The 16236-nt window shown below is 56.4% G+C and carries 13 protein-coding genes and 1 pseudogene; 6 read left to right on the forward strand and 8 right to left on the reverse strand.

All coding sequences use genetic code 11. The annotated features are described in order from the left end of the window. Window positions 1-58: 58 nt before the first annotated feature. From clpX to trxB, 7 genes are all read right to left on the reverse strand, one after another. Window positions 59-1342, reverse strand: a complete 1284-nt coding sequence (gene clpX, locus ACWHYZ_RS07115; protein ID WP_447986583.1) for an ATP-dependent Clp protease ATP-binding subunit ClpX — start codon at window positions 1340-1342, stop codon at window positions 59-61. Window positions 1343-1395: 53 nt separating this feature from the next. Beyond that, window positions 1396-3405: a sensor histidine kinase gene (locus ACWHYZ_RS07120; RefSeq protein ID WP_447986584.1), complete on the reverse strand. Its 2010-nt coding sequence runs from the start codon at window positions 3403-3405 to the stop codon at window positions 1396-1398. A gap of 107 nt (window positions 3406-3512) precedes the next feature. After that, a complete protein-coding gene (locus tag ACWHYZ_RS07125) occupies window positions 3513-4913 on the reverse strand; it encodes a sigma-54-dependent transcriptional regulator (RefSeq protein ID WP_447986585.1) in 1401 nt (466 codons plus the stop codon). A 133-nt stretch (window positions 4914-5046) separates the two neighbouring features. After that, window positions 5047-6030 carry a tRNA epoxyqueuosine(34) reductase QueG gene (gene queG, locus ACWHYZ_RS07130; RefSeq protein ID WP_447986586.1) on the reverse strand — a complete coding sequence of 328 codons (984 nt, stop codon included), beginning with the start codon at window positions 6028-6030 and terminating at the stop codon, window positions 5047-5049. Between the two features lie 574 nt (window positions 6031-6604). After that, complete coding sequence (locus ACWHYZ_RS07135; protein ID WP_447986587.1) at window positions 6605-6949, reverse strand: hypothetical protein; 345 nt, start codon at window positions 6947-6949, stop codon at window positions 6605-6607. 342 nt (window positions 6950-7291) lie between these two features. Then, window positions 7292-8476 carry a tRNA uracil 4-sulfurtransferase ThiI gene (gene thiI, locus ACWHYZ_RS07140; protein ID WP_447986588.1) on the reverse strand — a complete coding sequence of 395 codons (1185 nt, stop codon included), beginning with the start codon at window positions 8474-8476 and terminating at the stop codon, window positions 7292-7294. Window positions 8477-8625: 149 nt separating this feature from the next. Then, window positions 8626-9549, reverse strand: a complete 924-nt coding sequence (gene trxB, locus ACWHYZ_RS07145) for a thioredoxin-disulfide reductase (RefSeq protein ID WP_447986589.1) — start codon at window positions 9547-9549, stop codon at window positions 8626-8628. 99 nt (window positions 9550-9648) lie between these two features. On the opposite strand from trxB, the gene ACWHYZ_RS07150 reads away from it, so the two are divergent. Continuing rightward, complete coding sequence (locus ACWHYZ_RS07150; protein ID WP_447986590.1) at window positions 9649-10281, forward strand: hypothetical protein; 633 nt, start codon at window positions 9649-9651, stop codon at window positions 10279-10281. Here ACWHYZ_RS07150 and coaE read toward each other — a convergent pair. Then, complete coding sequence (gene coaE, locus ACWHYZ_RS07155) at window positions 10232-10927, reverse strand: dephospho-CoA kinase (RefSeq protein WP_447986591.1); 696 nt, start codon at window positions 10925-10927, stop codon at window positions 10232-10234. The genes ACWHYZ_RS07150 and coaE overlap by 50 nt on opposite strands. 138 nt (window positions 10928-11065) lie before the next feature. On the opposite strand from coaE, the gene ACWHYZ_RS07160 reads away from it, so the two are divergent. The 5 genes and pseudogenes from ACWHYZ_RS07160 to ACWHYZ_RS07180 all read left to right on the forward strand — a co-directional run bounded on the left by ACWHYZ_RS07160 (window position 11066) and on the right by ACWHYZ_RS07180 (window position 16180). Beyond that, window positions 11066-12061, forward strand: a complete 996-nt coding sequence (locus ACWHYZ_RS07160) for a right-handed parallel beta-helix repeat-containing protein (RefSeq protein ID WP_447986592.1) — start codon at window positions 11066-11068, stop codon at window positions 12059-12061. 127 nt (window positions 12062-12188) lie between these two features. Then, complete coding sequence (locus ACWHYZ_RS07165; protein ID WP_447986593.1) at window positions 12189-12374, forward strand: hypothetical protein; 186 nt, start codon at window positions 12189-12191, stop codon at window positions 12372-12374. Between the two features lie 294 nt (window positions 12375-12668). Then, a complete protein-coding gene (locus ACWHYZ_RS07170) occupies window positions 12669-12863 on the forward strand; it encodes an amylo-alpha-1,6-glucosidase (protein WP_447987534.1) in 195 nt (64 codons plus the stop codon). Between the two features lie 164 nt (window positions 12864-13027). Beyond that, window positions 13028-13438, forward strand: a pseudogene (locus ACWHYZ_RS07175) (amylo-alpha-1,6-glucosidase). 57 nt (window positions 13439-13495) lie between these two features. Further along, window positions 13496-16180, forward strand: coding sequence for an MGH1-like glycoside hydrolase domain-containing protein (locus tag ACWHYZ_RS07180; RefSeq protein ID WP_447986594.1), 2685 nt, complete (start codon window positions 13496-13498; stop codon window positions 16178-16180). Window positions 16181-16236 lie beyond the last annotated feature (56 nt).

The raw sequence follows: 16236 nt of genomic DNA on the forward strand, positions 1-16236 counted from the left end.
ACGTGGAGGATTTTGACAAGCCAAGACCGAAGCAGATGGTCCCGTATCCTTCGCCGTGTCATGAGACGATGTGCGGCTGGCCAGTACCATGAATCACCTCATCTGTGATCACGATGGAGGTCACCCCTTGCAGGGCCGGTACTTCATACATCAGATCGAGCATGACGTCTTCGAGAATGGCCCGGAGCGCGCGAGCACCCGTCTTGAGAGGGACGGCACGATGGGCAATCGCTTTGACGGCCTCGGGTGTGAATTCGAGACGTACATTTTCCAGCTCGAACATTGCCTGATACTGCTTGAGCAGCGCATTCTTCGGTTCCGTAAGCACCCGAATGAGCGCTCCCTCATCCAAATCGGATAGCGTCGTGAAGACGGGAAATCGTCCGACAAATTCAGGAATCAATCCATATTTGAGAAGGTCTTCCGGCTGGGTCACTTCAAGCAGACTGGCACCTTTGTTCGAGTTCCGCGTAGTGGTTCCAGAACCAAAGCCGATGCGCCGGTCCGTCGTCCGTTGCCCGACGATTTGGTCCAGTCCGACGAAGGCGCCGCCGCAAATAAAGAGAATATTCGACGTATCGACACGAATATAATCCTGTTCAGGATGTTTGCGTCCGCCTTTCGGCGGAACGTTACACACCGTCCCTTCTACCAGTTTCAGCAGCGCCTGCTGCACGCCTTCTCCTGAGACGTCCCGAGTGATGGAGGCGCTCTCCGATTTTCGGCTGATCTTGTCGATCTCATCGATATAGACGATGCCGGTCTCAGCCTTTTTGACATCGAACTCCGCCGCCTGCAACAGTTTCAACACCACGTTCTCCACGTCTTCGCCGACGTATCCCGCTTCCGTCAGGGTAGTGGCGTCGGCAATGGCGAAGGGAACGTGAAGAATCTTGGCCAGTGTCTGAGAGAGCAGCGTCTTGCCGGTTCCCGTGGAACCGATCATCAAAATGTTCCCCTTCTGCAACTCGACTTCCCGCAAGCGGTGCCGGCTCAAAATTCGTTTGTAGTGGTTATGGACGGCCACCGAAAGGACTTTCTTAGCGCGATCCTGGCCAACGACATACTGGTCAAGGATCGTTTTCATCTCCGTCGGCTTGGGGAGCTGGATATTCACGGGCAATGATGATGCTTGTCCTGCTCCTCCTGCGCCTTCTGCGAGGAACGTACTGCACAGCCGGACGCATTCATTGCAGATCAGCAAACTGGATCCGGTCTGGCATGTTTGACAGTGATATGGCGCCGGACTTTCAATGAGGCTTTTGACGACATTTTCACGCTTACCACAGAAGGAACACTGCCGGTCGCGCTTGTCTTTATTCTGTCGTGATTCCCAAAACACCTTGGTCACTCCATGTACTTTTATTGTACTGCATCCAGCAAAACCGCGGCATCTTACCCCGCCTGCCGATCCAACTCAAGCGGGTAATTTACCTGAGATGACAGCGGCTCCGTGGAAAATCGAATGGTAAATCGCGTGCCCTTAACGGCGTCGCTGTGCACGCTAATTGCCCCTCCGTTGTCCTCGATGAGGCGCTTGACATTCGTTAGTCCCAACCCGGTTCCATACTCTTTGGTGGTGAAAAACGGCTCAAAAATACGGCTCAGATTTGCGTCCGAGATGCCGCATCCCGTATCGATGACATCTATCACGATGGCGGCGTTCGGCTCGCCTCGAGCCGCAATGATCAACTCTCCGCTTCCGGGCATGGCTTCTCTTGCATTGATCAGAAGGTTGACCAGCGCCTCCTTGACCTGCTCAGGATCGATGCGGAGGTTCGGCAGATGCGGCTCCAAGCGCGTCTTCACGGTAATATGCTCGTGTCCTCCTTGTGCTTGCCATTGCCGCAGCGCCGACTGGACCAGACTGTCGGCCGAAGTCGGTTTGAGTTCCGGCGGCTTCTGTCTGGCGTAGCGAAGAAAGTCGTTGATGCGGTGAGTCAGCCGGTCCACCTCGTCGATGATGTATCGCGTCACCTCGTGTTTCACGGCATCCGGCTGGTGCTCCTCCAGGACGAGTTGAGCGGAGCTACGGATGACCCCGAGGGGATTGCGCAGATCATGGGCCAATGCAGCCAAGAGTTGCCCCACCGAGGCCAGCTTCTCTTTGCGGATCAGTTCGTCGTGCTGGACGCGGATCATATGGAGGCTTTCTTCCAATGTATGGCGCATTGCCGCGAACGTTCTGGCAAGGTCCTCAATTTCATCGCCGGTGCGGATTTCCACCGAGGGTTCGGGTAGCGCGGCTGGCTCCGGTATCGTACCCGACGAGCGCGCCAGCATATCCGCTCGTAAGGTCTCGGCCTCTCGTCTGAGTGCAAGAATGGGTTTCACAATCTTATACCCCATACCAAAACCCAGCGAGGCGAGGACGACGACCAGTCCGAACCCAATCAGGCCCACGGTCGGCAGTAAAGAATAGATGGGCGCATAAGTTTCTTCAGGCTGCTGGCGCACGAAGGCAAACCAGCGTTGGCCTCCAAGACTGAGCGGCGTGAGACGGGAGGAAAAACGGACCGGCGCGGCACCGATAATGGAATTGTGGCCGCCGTGCGCGTCATCGTCGGCGACCAGCCAAAGAGGACGGTCCTGAGCGAGCTGATTGATCAGCACATGCTGAATCAGGTGTTCGGTGGGCGGAAGCACGGGGCAGACTAACGGCGTGCCGGCGGTATCCAGCAACATGCCGTGGCCGGTCTCGCCGACATGGATCGGTAAAATCGTGTCCATCAGTACTTTACGTCGGAGAATCAAGCCGACGACGCCGATCGGCTCGTCATGATCGTCGCCTGGGATCGGGACGGAGATCTCAAAGACATAGTCGTTTAATTGGGGGTCCAGATGTAGCGAGCTGACGTAGGCGGCGTCCAATCCGTTGTCGAAGCCTTCCTGCCACCACGTTTCCTGTCCATTCAAATACGGCGTATGGAGATCGTTGGATGCCACCAAGGCGCCATGATTGTCGGCGACGATTACACGGACGTAATGGCCTGTGTCGTGCGCCCAGTCCGTTAGATAGTTAATGGTCTGAACCACCGGCAGCCGTCCGCTGTTAAGATGAGTCAGCAGTTGTGGAGAATAACCTTCGCTTAAGAGCTGTTGAATCTCGCCCTCTGTTTTTCCGGCGTAGCGCTGGTTGGACAGTTCCACGATCCGACGTACTAAAGCGGGGGCCGCAGCCAATTGTATCGCGCGGTCGATTTCCATATCGACGGCACCCGAAATGCGGATGGCAGTGGACCGGGCGATTTCCTGGAAGCTGCTTCCGATGGAATGTTTCAGACTATTGGTGCTGTAGAGGTAGGTGGCGATGAGCGCCACGATGCCGGGCACGATGCCGGCAATCAGGAGGGCCACGAAAAACTTCTTTTGCAGGCCGCCGGTTCTGGGAGAGTATGTCATCATACTCCGATCATGTGGATGGAGGAGAGTATGAACCAGAAGGCTATGACGATCATGTCGCCGGCCATGACGAAAGTCAAGGGCGCGTCAGACAGCAGGCATCAGCCGCGTTAGGATTTCTCCTCGGGATCGCCCAGGTGGTACTTCGCCATTCGATAGCGCAAGGTGTTGCGCGTGACTTTGAGCAGCCGGCTCGCTTCCGACACATTGCCTCCCGTTTTTTCCAGCGCTTCCTTCAACATGGCTCGTTCCAACTCTTCGACGGACAGTCCCAATGAGAGGAGGGAAACGGGTGAGGACGGAGATGCGGTGGATATGGACGGTTCCGACGACGTTCGAATCGCGGACGGGAGGTGCTCCGGCTTGATGTCGCCTTCGCGACAACGCATGGTGATCCACTCGACGACATTGTGAAGCTCGCGGACGTTGCCGGGCCACTGGTGCCGTTGCAAGATGGCCAACGCGTCGGGGGAGACTCCTCGAAGATGGAGGCCGCGCTCCCGACAAGTGGTCTTGAGGAACGCGTCGAGAAGATCCGGAATATCTTCGCGCCGGTCCCGTAGGGGAGGAATATGGAGGGGGCAGACGTTAAACCGGTAGTACAAGTCTTCCCGGAACTTGCCTTTCTTGATCAAATCCGCGAGATCCTGGTTCGTGGCGCCGATCACGCGAATATCAACCTTGATGCCGCGTGTGCCGCCCAAGGGCTCCACAGTATGATCTTCCAGCACTCGCAGCAGCTTGGCCTGTGCCGCCGGGCTCATCTCTCCAATTTCGTCCAGAAATAGCGTCCCACGATCGGCGAGTTGAAAGCGGCCGGGCTTCGCCTTTTTGGCGTCGGTAAAGGCCCCTTTTTCGTAGCCGAAGAGTTCTGATTCCAGCAGGGTCTCGGGAATACCGCCGCAATTCACCGTCACCAATGGTCCCGCTGAACGAGGGCCGGCATAATGGATAGCACGCGCCAGAAGCTCCTTGCCGGTTCCGCTTTCACCGGTAATGAGGACAGTGGCATCCGTTCTGGCTACCTCCATGGCAAGCTGTTTGACTGCTTCCAGCGCTGCGGATCGTCCGACGATTCGCTCAAATCCGAAGCGTTCATGGAGACCAGCCTGCAAGGCGTGATAGTCCTCCGAGAGCCGCCGTGCTTCCAGCGCTCTGGCGATGACGATCTTTAATTCGTCGTGATCGACCGGTTTCGAGATGTAGTCATAGGCGCCTTTCTGCATAGCTTCGACGGCCGATTTGACAGTCCCGTATCCGGTAATGATGAGGACGGGGACACCTGGCAGCACGCGTTTTGCCGCTTCAAGCACGTCAAGCCCCGAGCTGTGGCCGAGTTGTAGATCGGTGACAATGAGGTCGATCCCCCCGGTGTTATTGAGAAGGCGAATACCTTCTTCTCCCGAGTCGGCTAAGAGAAGTTCATATCCCTCCTGCCTCAAGACTAATTCGAGCAGGCGGCGCATGCGCTCTTCGTCTTCGATAATCAGGAGCGTGGCAGGGCGCATCATGTCACCCAGCTTTCAGTCGTCCGCTTTCGGGTTCGAAGATTAGCCTGACGGTTGATCGCTGATCACCGACATGCTCATCTTGACTATAGTCAATGGGGGAAGGTCGTGCAAGGGCCGTGGGCGAGAGAGACAACTACCTCTTCAAACCCGTGGATGAATGTCGATGTGTCGCCGTCAAATTTTGAATGGCCAGGTTGACGGTCCGTAAAAATCCGCCATGCTTGGCTCGCCGGATGGGGCTGTCATGAAACCGGGCCGTAAACTCGGGTTCGGTGAGCCCTGCCCATTCCGTCAGCTTCGGGGCCAACGTATGGGAAGACGGTTGGAGGGCGGGGTCGGCGGTGGGCGTTGCCTCGATATTATACGGGCACACATCGAGACAGTCATCGCACCCGAATATACGGTTTCCTAATTTGCCGCGGAACTCATCGGGGATCGGATCGCCGGTACGGGGCAGTTCAATGGTCAGGTAGGAAATGCAGCGTCGGGCATCGACGACGTACGGCTCAGTGATGGCGCCCGTGGGACAGGCGCGGATACACAGAGTACAAGACTCGCAGAGATCGACGGCCGGCTCATCGGGATCCAGCTCCAGTGTCGTGAGAATTTCTCCCAACAGCAGCCAGGAGCCGAAGCGGGTTGATACGAGATTGGAATGTTTGCCGATCCACCCTAGCCCAGCTTGCTGTGCCCACGCTTTTTCCATGATGGGACCGGTGTCCACATACCAGCGCGTGTGAGAATTCGGGGCCAATTGACGAATGCGGGCGGCCAGTTGTTCGAGCTTGGGCCCCAGCACGTCATGATAATCCTGCCCCCAGGCATAGCGCGCGATTCGACCATGGCCCGGTGCCTCGTCGGGCTGTCGATCCGTGAAGTAATTCTTCGCCACTGAGATGATGGACCGGCAGCCGGGGAGTACGAGTTGAGGATCAGCGCGCCGTTCGGGATTGCGAGTCATCCACGCCATCGCGCCGTAATAGCCTTGCCGTAGCCATTCGCGCAATCGATCAAGAACAGAAAGCGCGGCGGTATCGGGCAGGGGAACTCGACTGATGCCGACGGCGTCGAACCCCAGGTTCGTCGCTTCATACTTAATAGCTTCGGAGAGTGTCATGGATGGGGCGTCGGTACTTGGCGGGTTGGAGGCGGAAGGACGGCTGAACAATCAAATACGACGGCAAACCTCGCCGAGCAATGGGAAGTCGTGCATTTGCTGCACGTGCCGGTGATTCGTGTTTTCCAATCGGTCTCTTTGTCATTGAAGCGGCACGTCGTCAATCCGCCTTTTGAAATATTTGTCCAGGGCTTCGTCGTACCAGGGAAGTTGGCAACCACGCACCCGGAGGGTATTGGGATTTGGCAGCTTTGACGCTTTTCGTTCTTCGCCATGCCAAAGTTACAGGTTGTTTCGGTCGTGGCCGATGAGTCGCCCAGGGGCTGCGCAGCCGCAATGGTCAGCATGACGACGAGGACGAATCCAGTCGGTAACAATGCGCAGAGCTTCATCCATCCTACCGTAGAGGTATACAACATGTACGTCAACCTCGTGATCCTAGCACAGTTACTCGGCGGCATCGACGGATCTTTGAAGCAGGGAAGGATGGTCAATGAGCGATCCCCGCATCTATCTTCTGGATGTGGAGGAGGTGGAACCACATCAACAGGAGGAATGCGGCGACGAACCGCCGTCACTCTATTTTTGCGAATCGGCTTTCGTCGAATGTATGGTGCAACTGTTCGGTCATGGACCGGCGGTACTCCAGCCCGCTCTTGCCGCTGACCTGGACCAACCCTTCCTGATCCAGGAGGATCAGTAGATCCGCTTCCGCGGCAAGCTGCCGCTGCGGCATTCCGACATTCAGACGGTACAGAGTCTTTCCGTCCGGATTACGTTTGGGGCCGTTGACGATCTCAGTGAGGCCATCAATAAAGCCGTCACAATGGTCATGGCCGTCACCGGTGTGCCTGACTTTCGTCCCATCGGGGATTCTTATCCACGGTTTTTCTGCTGCGCCTTTGGCTTCATTGAACATAATAACCTCGATGTTGAATCATAGGTGATGGTGATCAGGATCGGGCGGTTTGCGCCCTTTGTCTTGTGGACTGTCGTGACGTTGCTTCAGTGAATTGACGGGCTCGATAACTCTGGTGCTAGAGCGGCTGAGACCGGGGAATCAATCGCGTGAGAGGGACAAAAGCCCACGATAAATCGCCAGCGAGGCTCAAAACGTCATACGTTATGCTACTCTCTGTATCGACATGGGTCAAGGCGTATTTCTGTTTCCCTGCGCGACTATGGTCGAATAGAGTATGAGCGTCCCGTTCGAGTCAAGCGTCGGCCGATGTGGTGCAGATGCACAACCTGTGACCCAACGTTAGGGTGGAGGAAAGGTAAGTTCGACGAGTTCCGTATGGTCGAGTCCTTGCTTGGCCAGCGCGATGAGATCGAAGCCGCGCTCAATCTTTCTGATGTGGTCCATGTCTGTTCTGGTGCTGGGATGCGGAGGAACAAAGAGGCTGCAGCAGTCTTGATCCGGCTCGATGGATGTCTCCAACGTGCCGATCCGCCGAGCCTGGTCCGTAATTTCGACCTTATCCATGCCGATCAGTGGGCGAAGGATCGGCAAGCCGGCCGCTTCTTCTACGACGCCGAGATTTTCAGCTGTCTGGGATGCGACCTGTCCTAAACTGTCGCCGGTCACTAAGGACCAACAACGCTCGCGTCTCGCCAGTTCCTCGGCAATCCGGATCATCATCCGTCGATAGAGCACGATTCTAAACGGGGCAGGGGCTCCCAGCACGATCTGTCGTTGGATATCGCCGAAGCCCACCAGGTACAACCGCGACTGGAATTGATAGCGCGTCAGGAGGTCGGCCAGTTCACGAACCTTCTCCTCCGATGCGCGAGAGACATAGGGGCGCCCGTGGAAATGGACGAAGATGGCGGTACACCCTCGTTTCATCATGCGAAAAGCCGCGACGGGAGAATCGATTCCCCCTGAAAGCAGACACGCCACTTTCCCACTTGTGCCTACAGGCAGACCCCCGGGCCCCTCTTCCCGTTCAAGAAAGTAGTATGCATCCTTGATGAGCGTTTCGATATGAACCGTCAAGTCGGGCCGGCGAAGGTTGACGGACTTGCCGGTCAGCCCACACACGTATGCGCCGATTTCCCGCTCCACATCCATGGAGGTCAAAGGTAAACGCTTGTCTGATCGTTTGGCCGAGACACGAAACGTATTGAACGGCACGCTTTGGATGGCGTCACCGATGGCGCGTTTCAACGGATCGAGCAGGCGGGGAACATCCTGCCCGAATGGGGCCGATTGGGCGAGCGAGAAATTCGCAATACCGAAGACCCTTGCAATTCGATCTCGGACGAGAGGCCATGAGGCTTCAGGAGACAAGATGACACGGATGCGTCCTTGTAGCGCATCCACCTGCTTACCACCCACATCGCGCATGGCCATGCGCAAGTTCCGCACCAGCCGCTGTTCAAAGAAGGGCCGATTGCGCCCCTTCAGCGCCAATTCATGATAATGGATAATCGCGCAGCGCATCCTTTTCCCGCTTCTTGTTAAGAATAGGAGAAATCGTTCAGTGAAAGCTAAGAGGGTGATAGGAGGATCATCACTTGCGCGCTTGGACCGGCCACGTTCCTATCGTGGGCGATCTGCGAGCACGGATGACGCCCTACCACCCTCCTGCATCAATGGCTGTCCAGCGACTCGAGATACTTCTCCGCGTCCATCGCCGCCATACAGCCTGAGCCGGCCGCAGTAATGGCTTGCCGGTACCGGGTATCTTGAACGTCGCCTGCCGCGTACACACCCGGCACGTTCGTCGCCATCCCGTTTTTGGTGACGATATAGCCGCGGGCATCCATCTCCACCTGTCCCTCGAAAAGGCGTGTATTCGGGCTGTGACCTATGGCGACAAAGACCCCGGCGCATTTCAGTTCTGAGAATTGACCGGTGACGACGTTGCGTAATCGAACGCCCGTGACGACGTCCTTGCCAAGGATCTCCTCTATCGCCGTGTTCCAAATGAACGTGATCTTTTCATTCTTGAAGGCGCGATCCTGCATGATCTTCGATGCGCGGAGTTTGTCGCGTCGATGGACGACGAAGACCCGATTCGCGAACCTCGTGAGGAAGTTCGCTTCTTCAAGCGCCGTATCTCCTCCTCCAACCACGACCAAGTCCTGCCCGCGGAAGAAGAATCCATCACAGGTGGCGCAGCTCGACACGCCATGCCCCATCAACATGGTCTCCCCCGGGATACCAAGCCAGATGGCGGAGGCGCCGGTGGCGATGATCAACGTTTTAGTCTCGATGATCTGTTCGCCCTCAACCAAGACACGAAGGGGTTGGCTCTTGAGATCGACGGACGTCACATCCCCGGTCCTCACCTCGGTGCCGAACCGTTCGGCTTGCATCCGCATCTCCTTGATGAGATCGGGCCCGAGAATGGCATGGCGAAATCCGGGATAGTTCTCAACTTCAGTGGTCAGCGTAAGTTGACCGCCGGCGTGCGTACCTTCAATGAGCACCGGCTTTAGGTTGGCGCGAGCCGCATATATTGCAGCGGTTAATCCTGCCGGACCGGACCCCATGATCAGCATGTTTTCCATAGAATGCAATTTACCACACGGCATCATACGCTTGCACGACCGAGGTCATGCCTGATTCGATGCTCTTGACAAGGCGGCGGCTAGCGTTATCTTTTGAGCATGGCATCGCGAGAACTGACATACGATGAAAAGAAAGCGGCGGAAGCCGCGTTTCGTGGGCTTCCCGTCAATTCGTCTTGGTCGGCGGCCGCCCGAGAGGTGTATGAAGGGATTATTCTCGCTCTCGGAGAGAAAGCGCCGTCTCAACAATCGGGCGATGAGGGTGACCTGTCTAGTGCACGAGGTTCTTCGCCGGAAGCGCCTCCGACGACTCGAGATCTAGCCGTCACTGAACCTCAACAGCAGGTGCCGGTGCAGCTCCTGAATCGTCAAGAAGCCATTGAGGCGGGAATCCTCGTCGACGTGTCGTCGATTGCGGAGCAAGTCGGCCTGCGCCTCTCGGTCGGCATCAGCAAACCTCTATGGGAACTGGGGATTACAGCCTCCCATCAATTTGATGACGAGGAATGCCACACTCGTGTTCGGGACGTGTTGCTTGCGCTTCGACTTCACGTGGAGCAGGCAGAGATCACCGCGCCGTGGATTAAGTTTCGGGCGCTGCTATCTCTTCCGCCGGAAACGCAACCCCAAATGTGCACCTTGGTCGCCATTGCGCACAAGGACTCTAGCGCTCCATACGCTCTCACCGTGATGCTTCCAGAAGAGATGTCCGGGATCTCGGTCTCCGAATAATCGCCTTCCTACGTTTCGCGGACTTCAGTTGCACACTGTGACGCAATTCTCCATACACGCGGCTCACGGCCGTTTTAAGCGTCGGCAGCGGTAAGGTGCCTTTTAAAATGTAGTCCGCCCGTTTCAATTTTTGCGCAAGGGGCAGTTGGCTCCGTATGCGGCGCAGCGCTTCTGCCCTGGTGAGATGATTGCGGCGCTGAAGTCGAGTGATCTGTGTCTCTCGGTCGGCGACCACAACGATGATGTGGTCGACCCGCTTGTCGACTCCCGCCTCAAACAACAGGGGGACATCATACACAATAATCACGTTGGGATCTTTCCTTGCCAGGGATCTCGTGAGCCGTGATTGTTCGCGTGCCACCCGGGGATGGATGATGCGACTCAACATGCGCAGTTTGCGGGGATCCCGGAAGACGATATGCGCTAAGGCCGGCCGGTTGAGCGTCCGATCAGCCTCAAGCACCTGCTTCCCATAGAGCCGCACAATGTCCCGCCAGGCAGGTTTCCCCGGTTGCACGACCTCTCGTGCGAGGGCATCGGCATCGATCACCACGGCTCCACATTCCTTGAACAGCTTCGCCACAGTGCTCTTGCCGGTTGCCACGCCGCCCGTGAGTCCTATCAGGAGCATGCCGGAAGATAGCATGGGGCCTTTACGGGTCACAACAAAATGAAGTACCTTGGTGGAGTGATGGCACCAGAGATGGACAACATGAGACCGACATATAGGTATGGTTCGCTTTTCCCGTGTCGCTCTGCGGGGCGTCTATTAGCAACAGTCATCATGACGATGTTGCTGGGTGTTGGGACCGTCACGGTGTTGGCCCAGGATCTCGAACCGGCGCAAATGGTGCGTGAACCACGTACTATAGTTGTGGCGCGTGACGGCAGTGGCCAGTATACATCGATACAAGAGGCCGTCGATGACGCCAAGAGCGGGGACACCATCCGCATTAAGGGCGGCGAGTATCAGGAAGACGTCACGATTCACAGTAAAGATGGGCTGCGGCTCATCGGCGATGGAGTCGACAAGGTCACCGTGTTGGGTCGTGAGCGAGTCGGTGTGTTTCACATCGGCAAATGGCCGTATGGGGCGACGCAGATCGAGATCAGCGGCATGACGATCCGTGAACACGGCGGCCATGCGATGGGCATTTTTAATGGCAAAAGCATCGTGCTCCATGACGTTCGGATTAATGGCATGCTCTTTGGGCAGCAGGTGCAGGACGTCCGTATCGAGCGCTGTAGCATTGGCGGCAGCGAAACGACGGGGGTTCAATTTGCCGACTCGCAAGCGGCCTTGGTCGGCAATCTGATCCACGATAACGATCATGGCGTGACGGTGGCTGGGAAATCGGATGTGCGGCTTGAACGGAACGTCATCACGCGAAATCTCTTTGAAGGGGTCATCGTCACGGACAATGCGAAGGCCGTGCTGATCAGCAATACCATTACCAAGAACGGCGGCGGAGTCGCCTTTCTCAATGCCTCCAAGGGGGAGGCTTCCGGGAATGTCGTCGGCCTGAACCAAGTGGGATTTTTGATCGCGCCATCCAGCCATCCCACACTGTCTTACAATGCCGTTCATAACACCGACCATAATTATATAAAATCCGGTGATGCGCCGACCCCTGCCCCTGAATTAAAACCAGAGACTGATGTGACTGCTGATCCGCAATTTGTCGATTCAGGCCGCGATGATTTTCGTCCTAGACGCGACAGCCGGCTCGTGCGCGTTGGAAAGTTCGCCTACCTCGGCGCCTTACCCCCCGTGGACTGAGCGATCCATTCACCGGTTGTAGTGGCTGTTCCGCCTAATGTCCATCCCTTCTATACAATCGGCATTGGTATGGTATGATGAAATCGACGGCGTTGACTGGCTTCCACCGTCTACGAAGGAGTAATTGATGGCCAGCTACCGGCCCGAACATGAGACGATAAACTCCGAAGGCATTCCGCCGCTCGATGATATGGAAACGGGAAGACCTGTGGGGGCGATTCTTCCTATGTCAGAGGCGGCTCAACTTGCCTTGCGTGACAGCATTGAACTGGTCGATTTTCTGATTAACCAGGATGGAGTGACCTGGAATTAACTGCTGGAGCGTTTTCCCTTTCGCGACGCGCCGTTGGCGGCTTTACGGATGGTGGTGTCTGCATAATCAGTCGGTTTGTCTTTAGCTCGGAGCCCTCTCCTCACTCTTGTCTGTTCAAAATCGTCCCTGTCAGTAATTAATGTAACGTGCCACAATGGCGTCCAGCCGGGCCTGTCGTTGACCAGACAATTGGAAGCGGTTCGGCGCCATCCGTGAATTTCTGCATGCCGCCAAGCGGAGGCGACGCAAGTCAGCGATGAGAACTCAACCATTCTCTATCAGGCGATCGAATCGATTCTCGCCAGCTGTGGCGAAGGGAAACGTTTCGGCATCCATCTCGACAGGGATGGACTGCAGGTCGGTGGTCAGCCTGGCACACAGGTCACCTGGATGGATGCGAAAGTCGACGAGCGGGTGGTGACACCCCGTAGCGGGAAGGCGGTCGCGGGTACAGGCGCTCTGGCTCAATGCGCTCAAGATCGGCTCTGACCTATCCGATCAATGGAATGAGCCATTGCAACGTGGCCTGGCGACATTTGAGGAAAGTTTCTGGGATGAGTCGAGCGGGTCGCTTCATGATGTGATTGATTGGGATCACTGTCAGGGACCGCCGATAGCGCCTGCCGTCCAAATCAGATCTTGCCCGGGGAGGTTTGCCGTTCCCACTTCTTCAGGACGCACGGGCTCGACTGATCGTCCAGGTTGTCGAACAACGCCTCTGGGCACCGATGGGATTGCGGTCCTTGGCGTCCGATGACCCTGCCTACGTGGGCCAGTATCTCGGCGAGATCCGTGAGCAAAACGGCGCCTACCATTAAGGCACGGCGTGGCCTTGGCTGGCGGGCACGTTTATTGAAACCTCGGTCCGGGTGCAATGCGACACGGCGGCCGCAAGGAAGACGGCACAGGCGCAGTATCTCCAGCCCATACTTAACCATCTCCGGGAGGCGGGACTCCGCCACATCTCTGAAATTGCCGACGCCGAACCGGCCCATACGACCCGAGGATGTCCCTTTCAGGTATGGTCCCTCGGTGAAGTTCTTCTGATATCGTTGAGCGTGTGACCGATTATGCCGATCGGTCACGCCCCACACTCTCCCTCATGCGAAAGGACGGCGAAGATGAAGTCCACTGACCGACTCACGGCTGAAGCGAAGCGGTTGGAAGAGAGCGCAAGTCGGAAGGTTCACTGGAAGCGTTGGGGGCCCTATCTGAGCGAACGGGCGTGGGGCACGGTGCGCGAAGATTACAGCTCTGATGGGAACGCGTGGGACTATCTGCCTCATGACCATGCCCGGTCTAAGGCTTATCGATGGAATGAGGATGGGCTCGCCGGCATCTCGGATCGCCATCAATTTATTTGCTTCGCGCTGGCCCTGTGGAATGGCCGAGACCCAATCATCAAAGAACGGTTGTTCGGACTCACCGGGCATGAGGGCAACCACGGCGAGGACGTGAAAGAGTATTATTTTTATCTCGACTCCACGCCTACCCACTCCTACATGAAGTACCTGTACAAGTATACACAGGCAAAGTTTCCGTATGCCAGGCTGGTCGAGGAGAATCGGCGGCGTGGGCGGGGCGAGCCGGAATTTGAGCTGATGGAGACCGGTGTCTTCGATGCGGACCGCTATTTTGATGTCTTTGTCGAATATGCGAAAGGGGCTTGCGATGATTTGCTGATCCGTCTCGACATCGTGAATCGCGGATCTGAGCCGGCGGAACTGACCGTATTGCCGACCATTTGGTTCCGTAACACCTGGTCGTGGGGCCTCGATGTTCGACGCCCCAGACTCAGGCAAGGTCATGCAGGCCACGAGCGCGACAACGGCATCAGCGTGATCGAACTCGCCCATGAGTATTACGGTCGGCGGCGCCTGCTATGTGACGGCGCGCCGCCACTGCTGTTTACTGAGAATGAGACGAATGCGCAGCGGCTCTATGGCAGTGAAAACACTTCGCCCTATGTCAAAGACGGGATCAATGACTATATCGTTCATGGTCGAAAGGATGCGGTCAATCCGCTCCAGATTGGGTCCAAGGCTGCTGCACAATACGTTGTGATGATCGAACCACGCGAGGCTACTACTCTTCAACTGCGATTGACGGATCGGGAAACGACGGATTCACTCTTTGGAGATCAGTTCAATCAGACGTTTGTGCAACGCCGACAAGAGGCTGATGAATTTTATCGCGAGCTGGAACCGGATGGACTGTCAGAGGATGCGCGACGAGTGCAGCGTCAATCCTTTGCCGGTCTTTTGTGGAGCAAACAGTTCTACCATTATGAAGTAAGTCGATGGTTGCGCGGCGATCCGGGGCAACCGGAGCCCCCGCGCAGTCGCCTCCATGGACGCAACGCTGACTGGGCGCATCTCTATAACGCGGATGTCATTTCGATGCCCGATAAATGGGAATATCCCTGGTATGCCGCATGGGATTTGGCCTTTCACTGCGTTCCATTGGCACTGGTTGATTCCACCTTTGCCAAAGAACAACTGATCTTATTGTTACGAGAATGGTACATGCATCCGAACGGCCAGCTGCCGGCCTATGAGTGGGCCTTGGCAGACGTGAATCCACCCGTGCACGCGTGGGCGGCCTGGCGTGTGTACAAGATCGAAAAGAAACGTCGAGGGGTCGGTGATCGTCGGTTCCTCGAGCGCGTCTTTCAGAAGCTCCTGCTGAATTTCACCTGGTGGATCAATCGCAAAGATACCGAGGGGCGAAATATTTTCCAGGGCGGATTTCTAGGCCTGGATAACATCGGCGTCTTTGATCGAAGCAAGCCGCTGCCGACCGGCGGTCATATCGAACAATCCGACGCCACAAGTTGGATGGGCATGTATTGTCTGAATATGCTCGTCATGGCGATGGAGTTAGCGCGCGAGAACAATGCCTATGAAGACATGGCAAGCAAATTTTTCGAACATTTTGTCTATATTTGCAGAGCGATCAACCAAATTGGGGAAGAAGAACTTGAATTATGGAATCGAGAGGATGGCTTCTTTTATGATGTGCTGCACCTGCCTGACGGACACAACCTGCCACTCAGGGTCCGTTCGATAGTCGGGCTCATCCCTCTCTTCGCAGTCGAAACGTTGGATTCCGAACTCGTGGATCAATTGCCGCGTTTCAAGCATCGCATGCAATGGTTCATCGAGAACCGGCCGGAATTCGGCTCGCACGTAGAGACACAGTCCCATGATCACGGGGTGCGCCGCTTTCTCTCCCTGGTCAATTGCCGGCGCCTTCGCAGCGTGCTGCGATACATGCTCGATGAAAAAGAATTCCTGTCCCCCTACGGCATTCGGGCTCTCTCGCAGTTTCATCGACAGCATCCGTATACGCTGGCCGTTATGGGAACGAAATATCGCGTGAATTATGAGCCGGCTGAAGCCAGCACAGGACTTTTCGGCGGCAATTCGAACTGGCGCGGCCCCGTCTGGTTCCCGGTGAATTATTTGATTATCGAATCGCTTCAAAAGTTTCATTACTTTTTGGGCGATCGCTACCAGGTGGAGTGCCCGGTCGGATCGAGTCGTCACATGCATTTGGGCGATGTCGCCAATGATTTATCGAGTCGCCTGACGCGCCTCTTCCTCCGTGGGCCGGACGGCCGCCGGCCGGTATACGGCAGCACGGAAAAGTTTCAGTCGGATCCGCACTGGCGGGACCTGCTTCTGTTTTACGAGTACTTCCATGGTGACAATGGGGCGGGCATTGGCGCCAGCCACCAGACCGGGTGGACCGGTCTCGTAGCGAAATGCATCGATATGCTTGTGCGTGGCGGGACGAAGGCCTGAACTGCCGTTTCGTCGAAGCAGGCCGGCTGGTAAGGCAGACTACGCTCCAGGAACCG

The organism is Nitrospira sp. Nam74 (assembly GCF_965152615.1).

Coding starts and splice junctions, on each gene's coding strand:
- ACWHYZ_RS07120 (WP_447986584.1), bottom strand. CDS start 3,405: ATGATGACATACTCTCCCAGAACCGGCGGCCTGCAAAAGAAGTTTTTC.
- ACWHYZ_RS07125 (WP_447986585.1), bottom strand. CDS start 4,913: ATGATGCGCCCTGCCACGCTCCTGATTATCGAAGACGAAGAGCGCATG.
- queG (WP_447986586.1), bottom strand. CDS start 6,030: ATGACACTCTCCGAAGCTATTAAGTATGAAGCGACGAACCTGGGGTTC.
- ACWHYZ_RS07135 (WP_447986587.1), bottom strand. CDS start 6,949: ATGTTCAATGAAGCCAAAGGCGCAGCAGAAAAACCGTGGATAAGAATC.
- thiI (WP_447986588.1), bottom strand. CDS start 8,476: ATGCGCTGCGCGATTATCCATTATCATGAATTGGCGCTGAAGGGGCGC.
- trxB (WP_447986589.1), bottom strand. CDS start 9,549: ATGGAAAACATGCTGATCATGGGGTCCGGTCCGGCAGGATTAACCGCT.
- ACWHYZ_RS07150 (WP_447986590.1), top strand. CDS start 9,649: ATGGCATCGCGAGAACTGACATACGATGAAAAGAAAGCGGCGGAAGCC.
- coaE (WP_447986591.1), bottom strand. CDS start 10,927: ATGCTATCTTCCGGCATGCTCCTGATAGGACTCACGGGCGGCGTGGCA.
- ACWHYZ_RS07160 (WP_447986592.1), top strand. CDS start 11,066: ATGACGATGTTGCTGGGTGTTGGGACCGTCACGGTGTTGGCCCAGGAT.
- ACWHYZ_RS07165 (WP_447986593.1), top strand. CDS start 12,189: ATGGCCAGCTACCGGCCCGAACATGAGACGATAAACTCCGAAGGCATT.
- ACWHYZ_RS07180 (WP_447986594.1), top strand. CDS start 13,496: ATGAAGTCCACTGACCGACTCACGGCTGAAGCGAAGCGGTTGGAAGAG.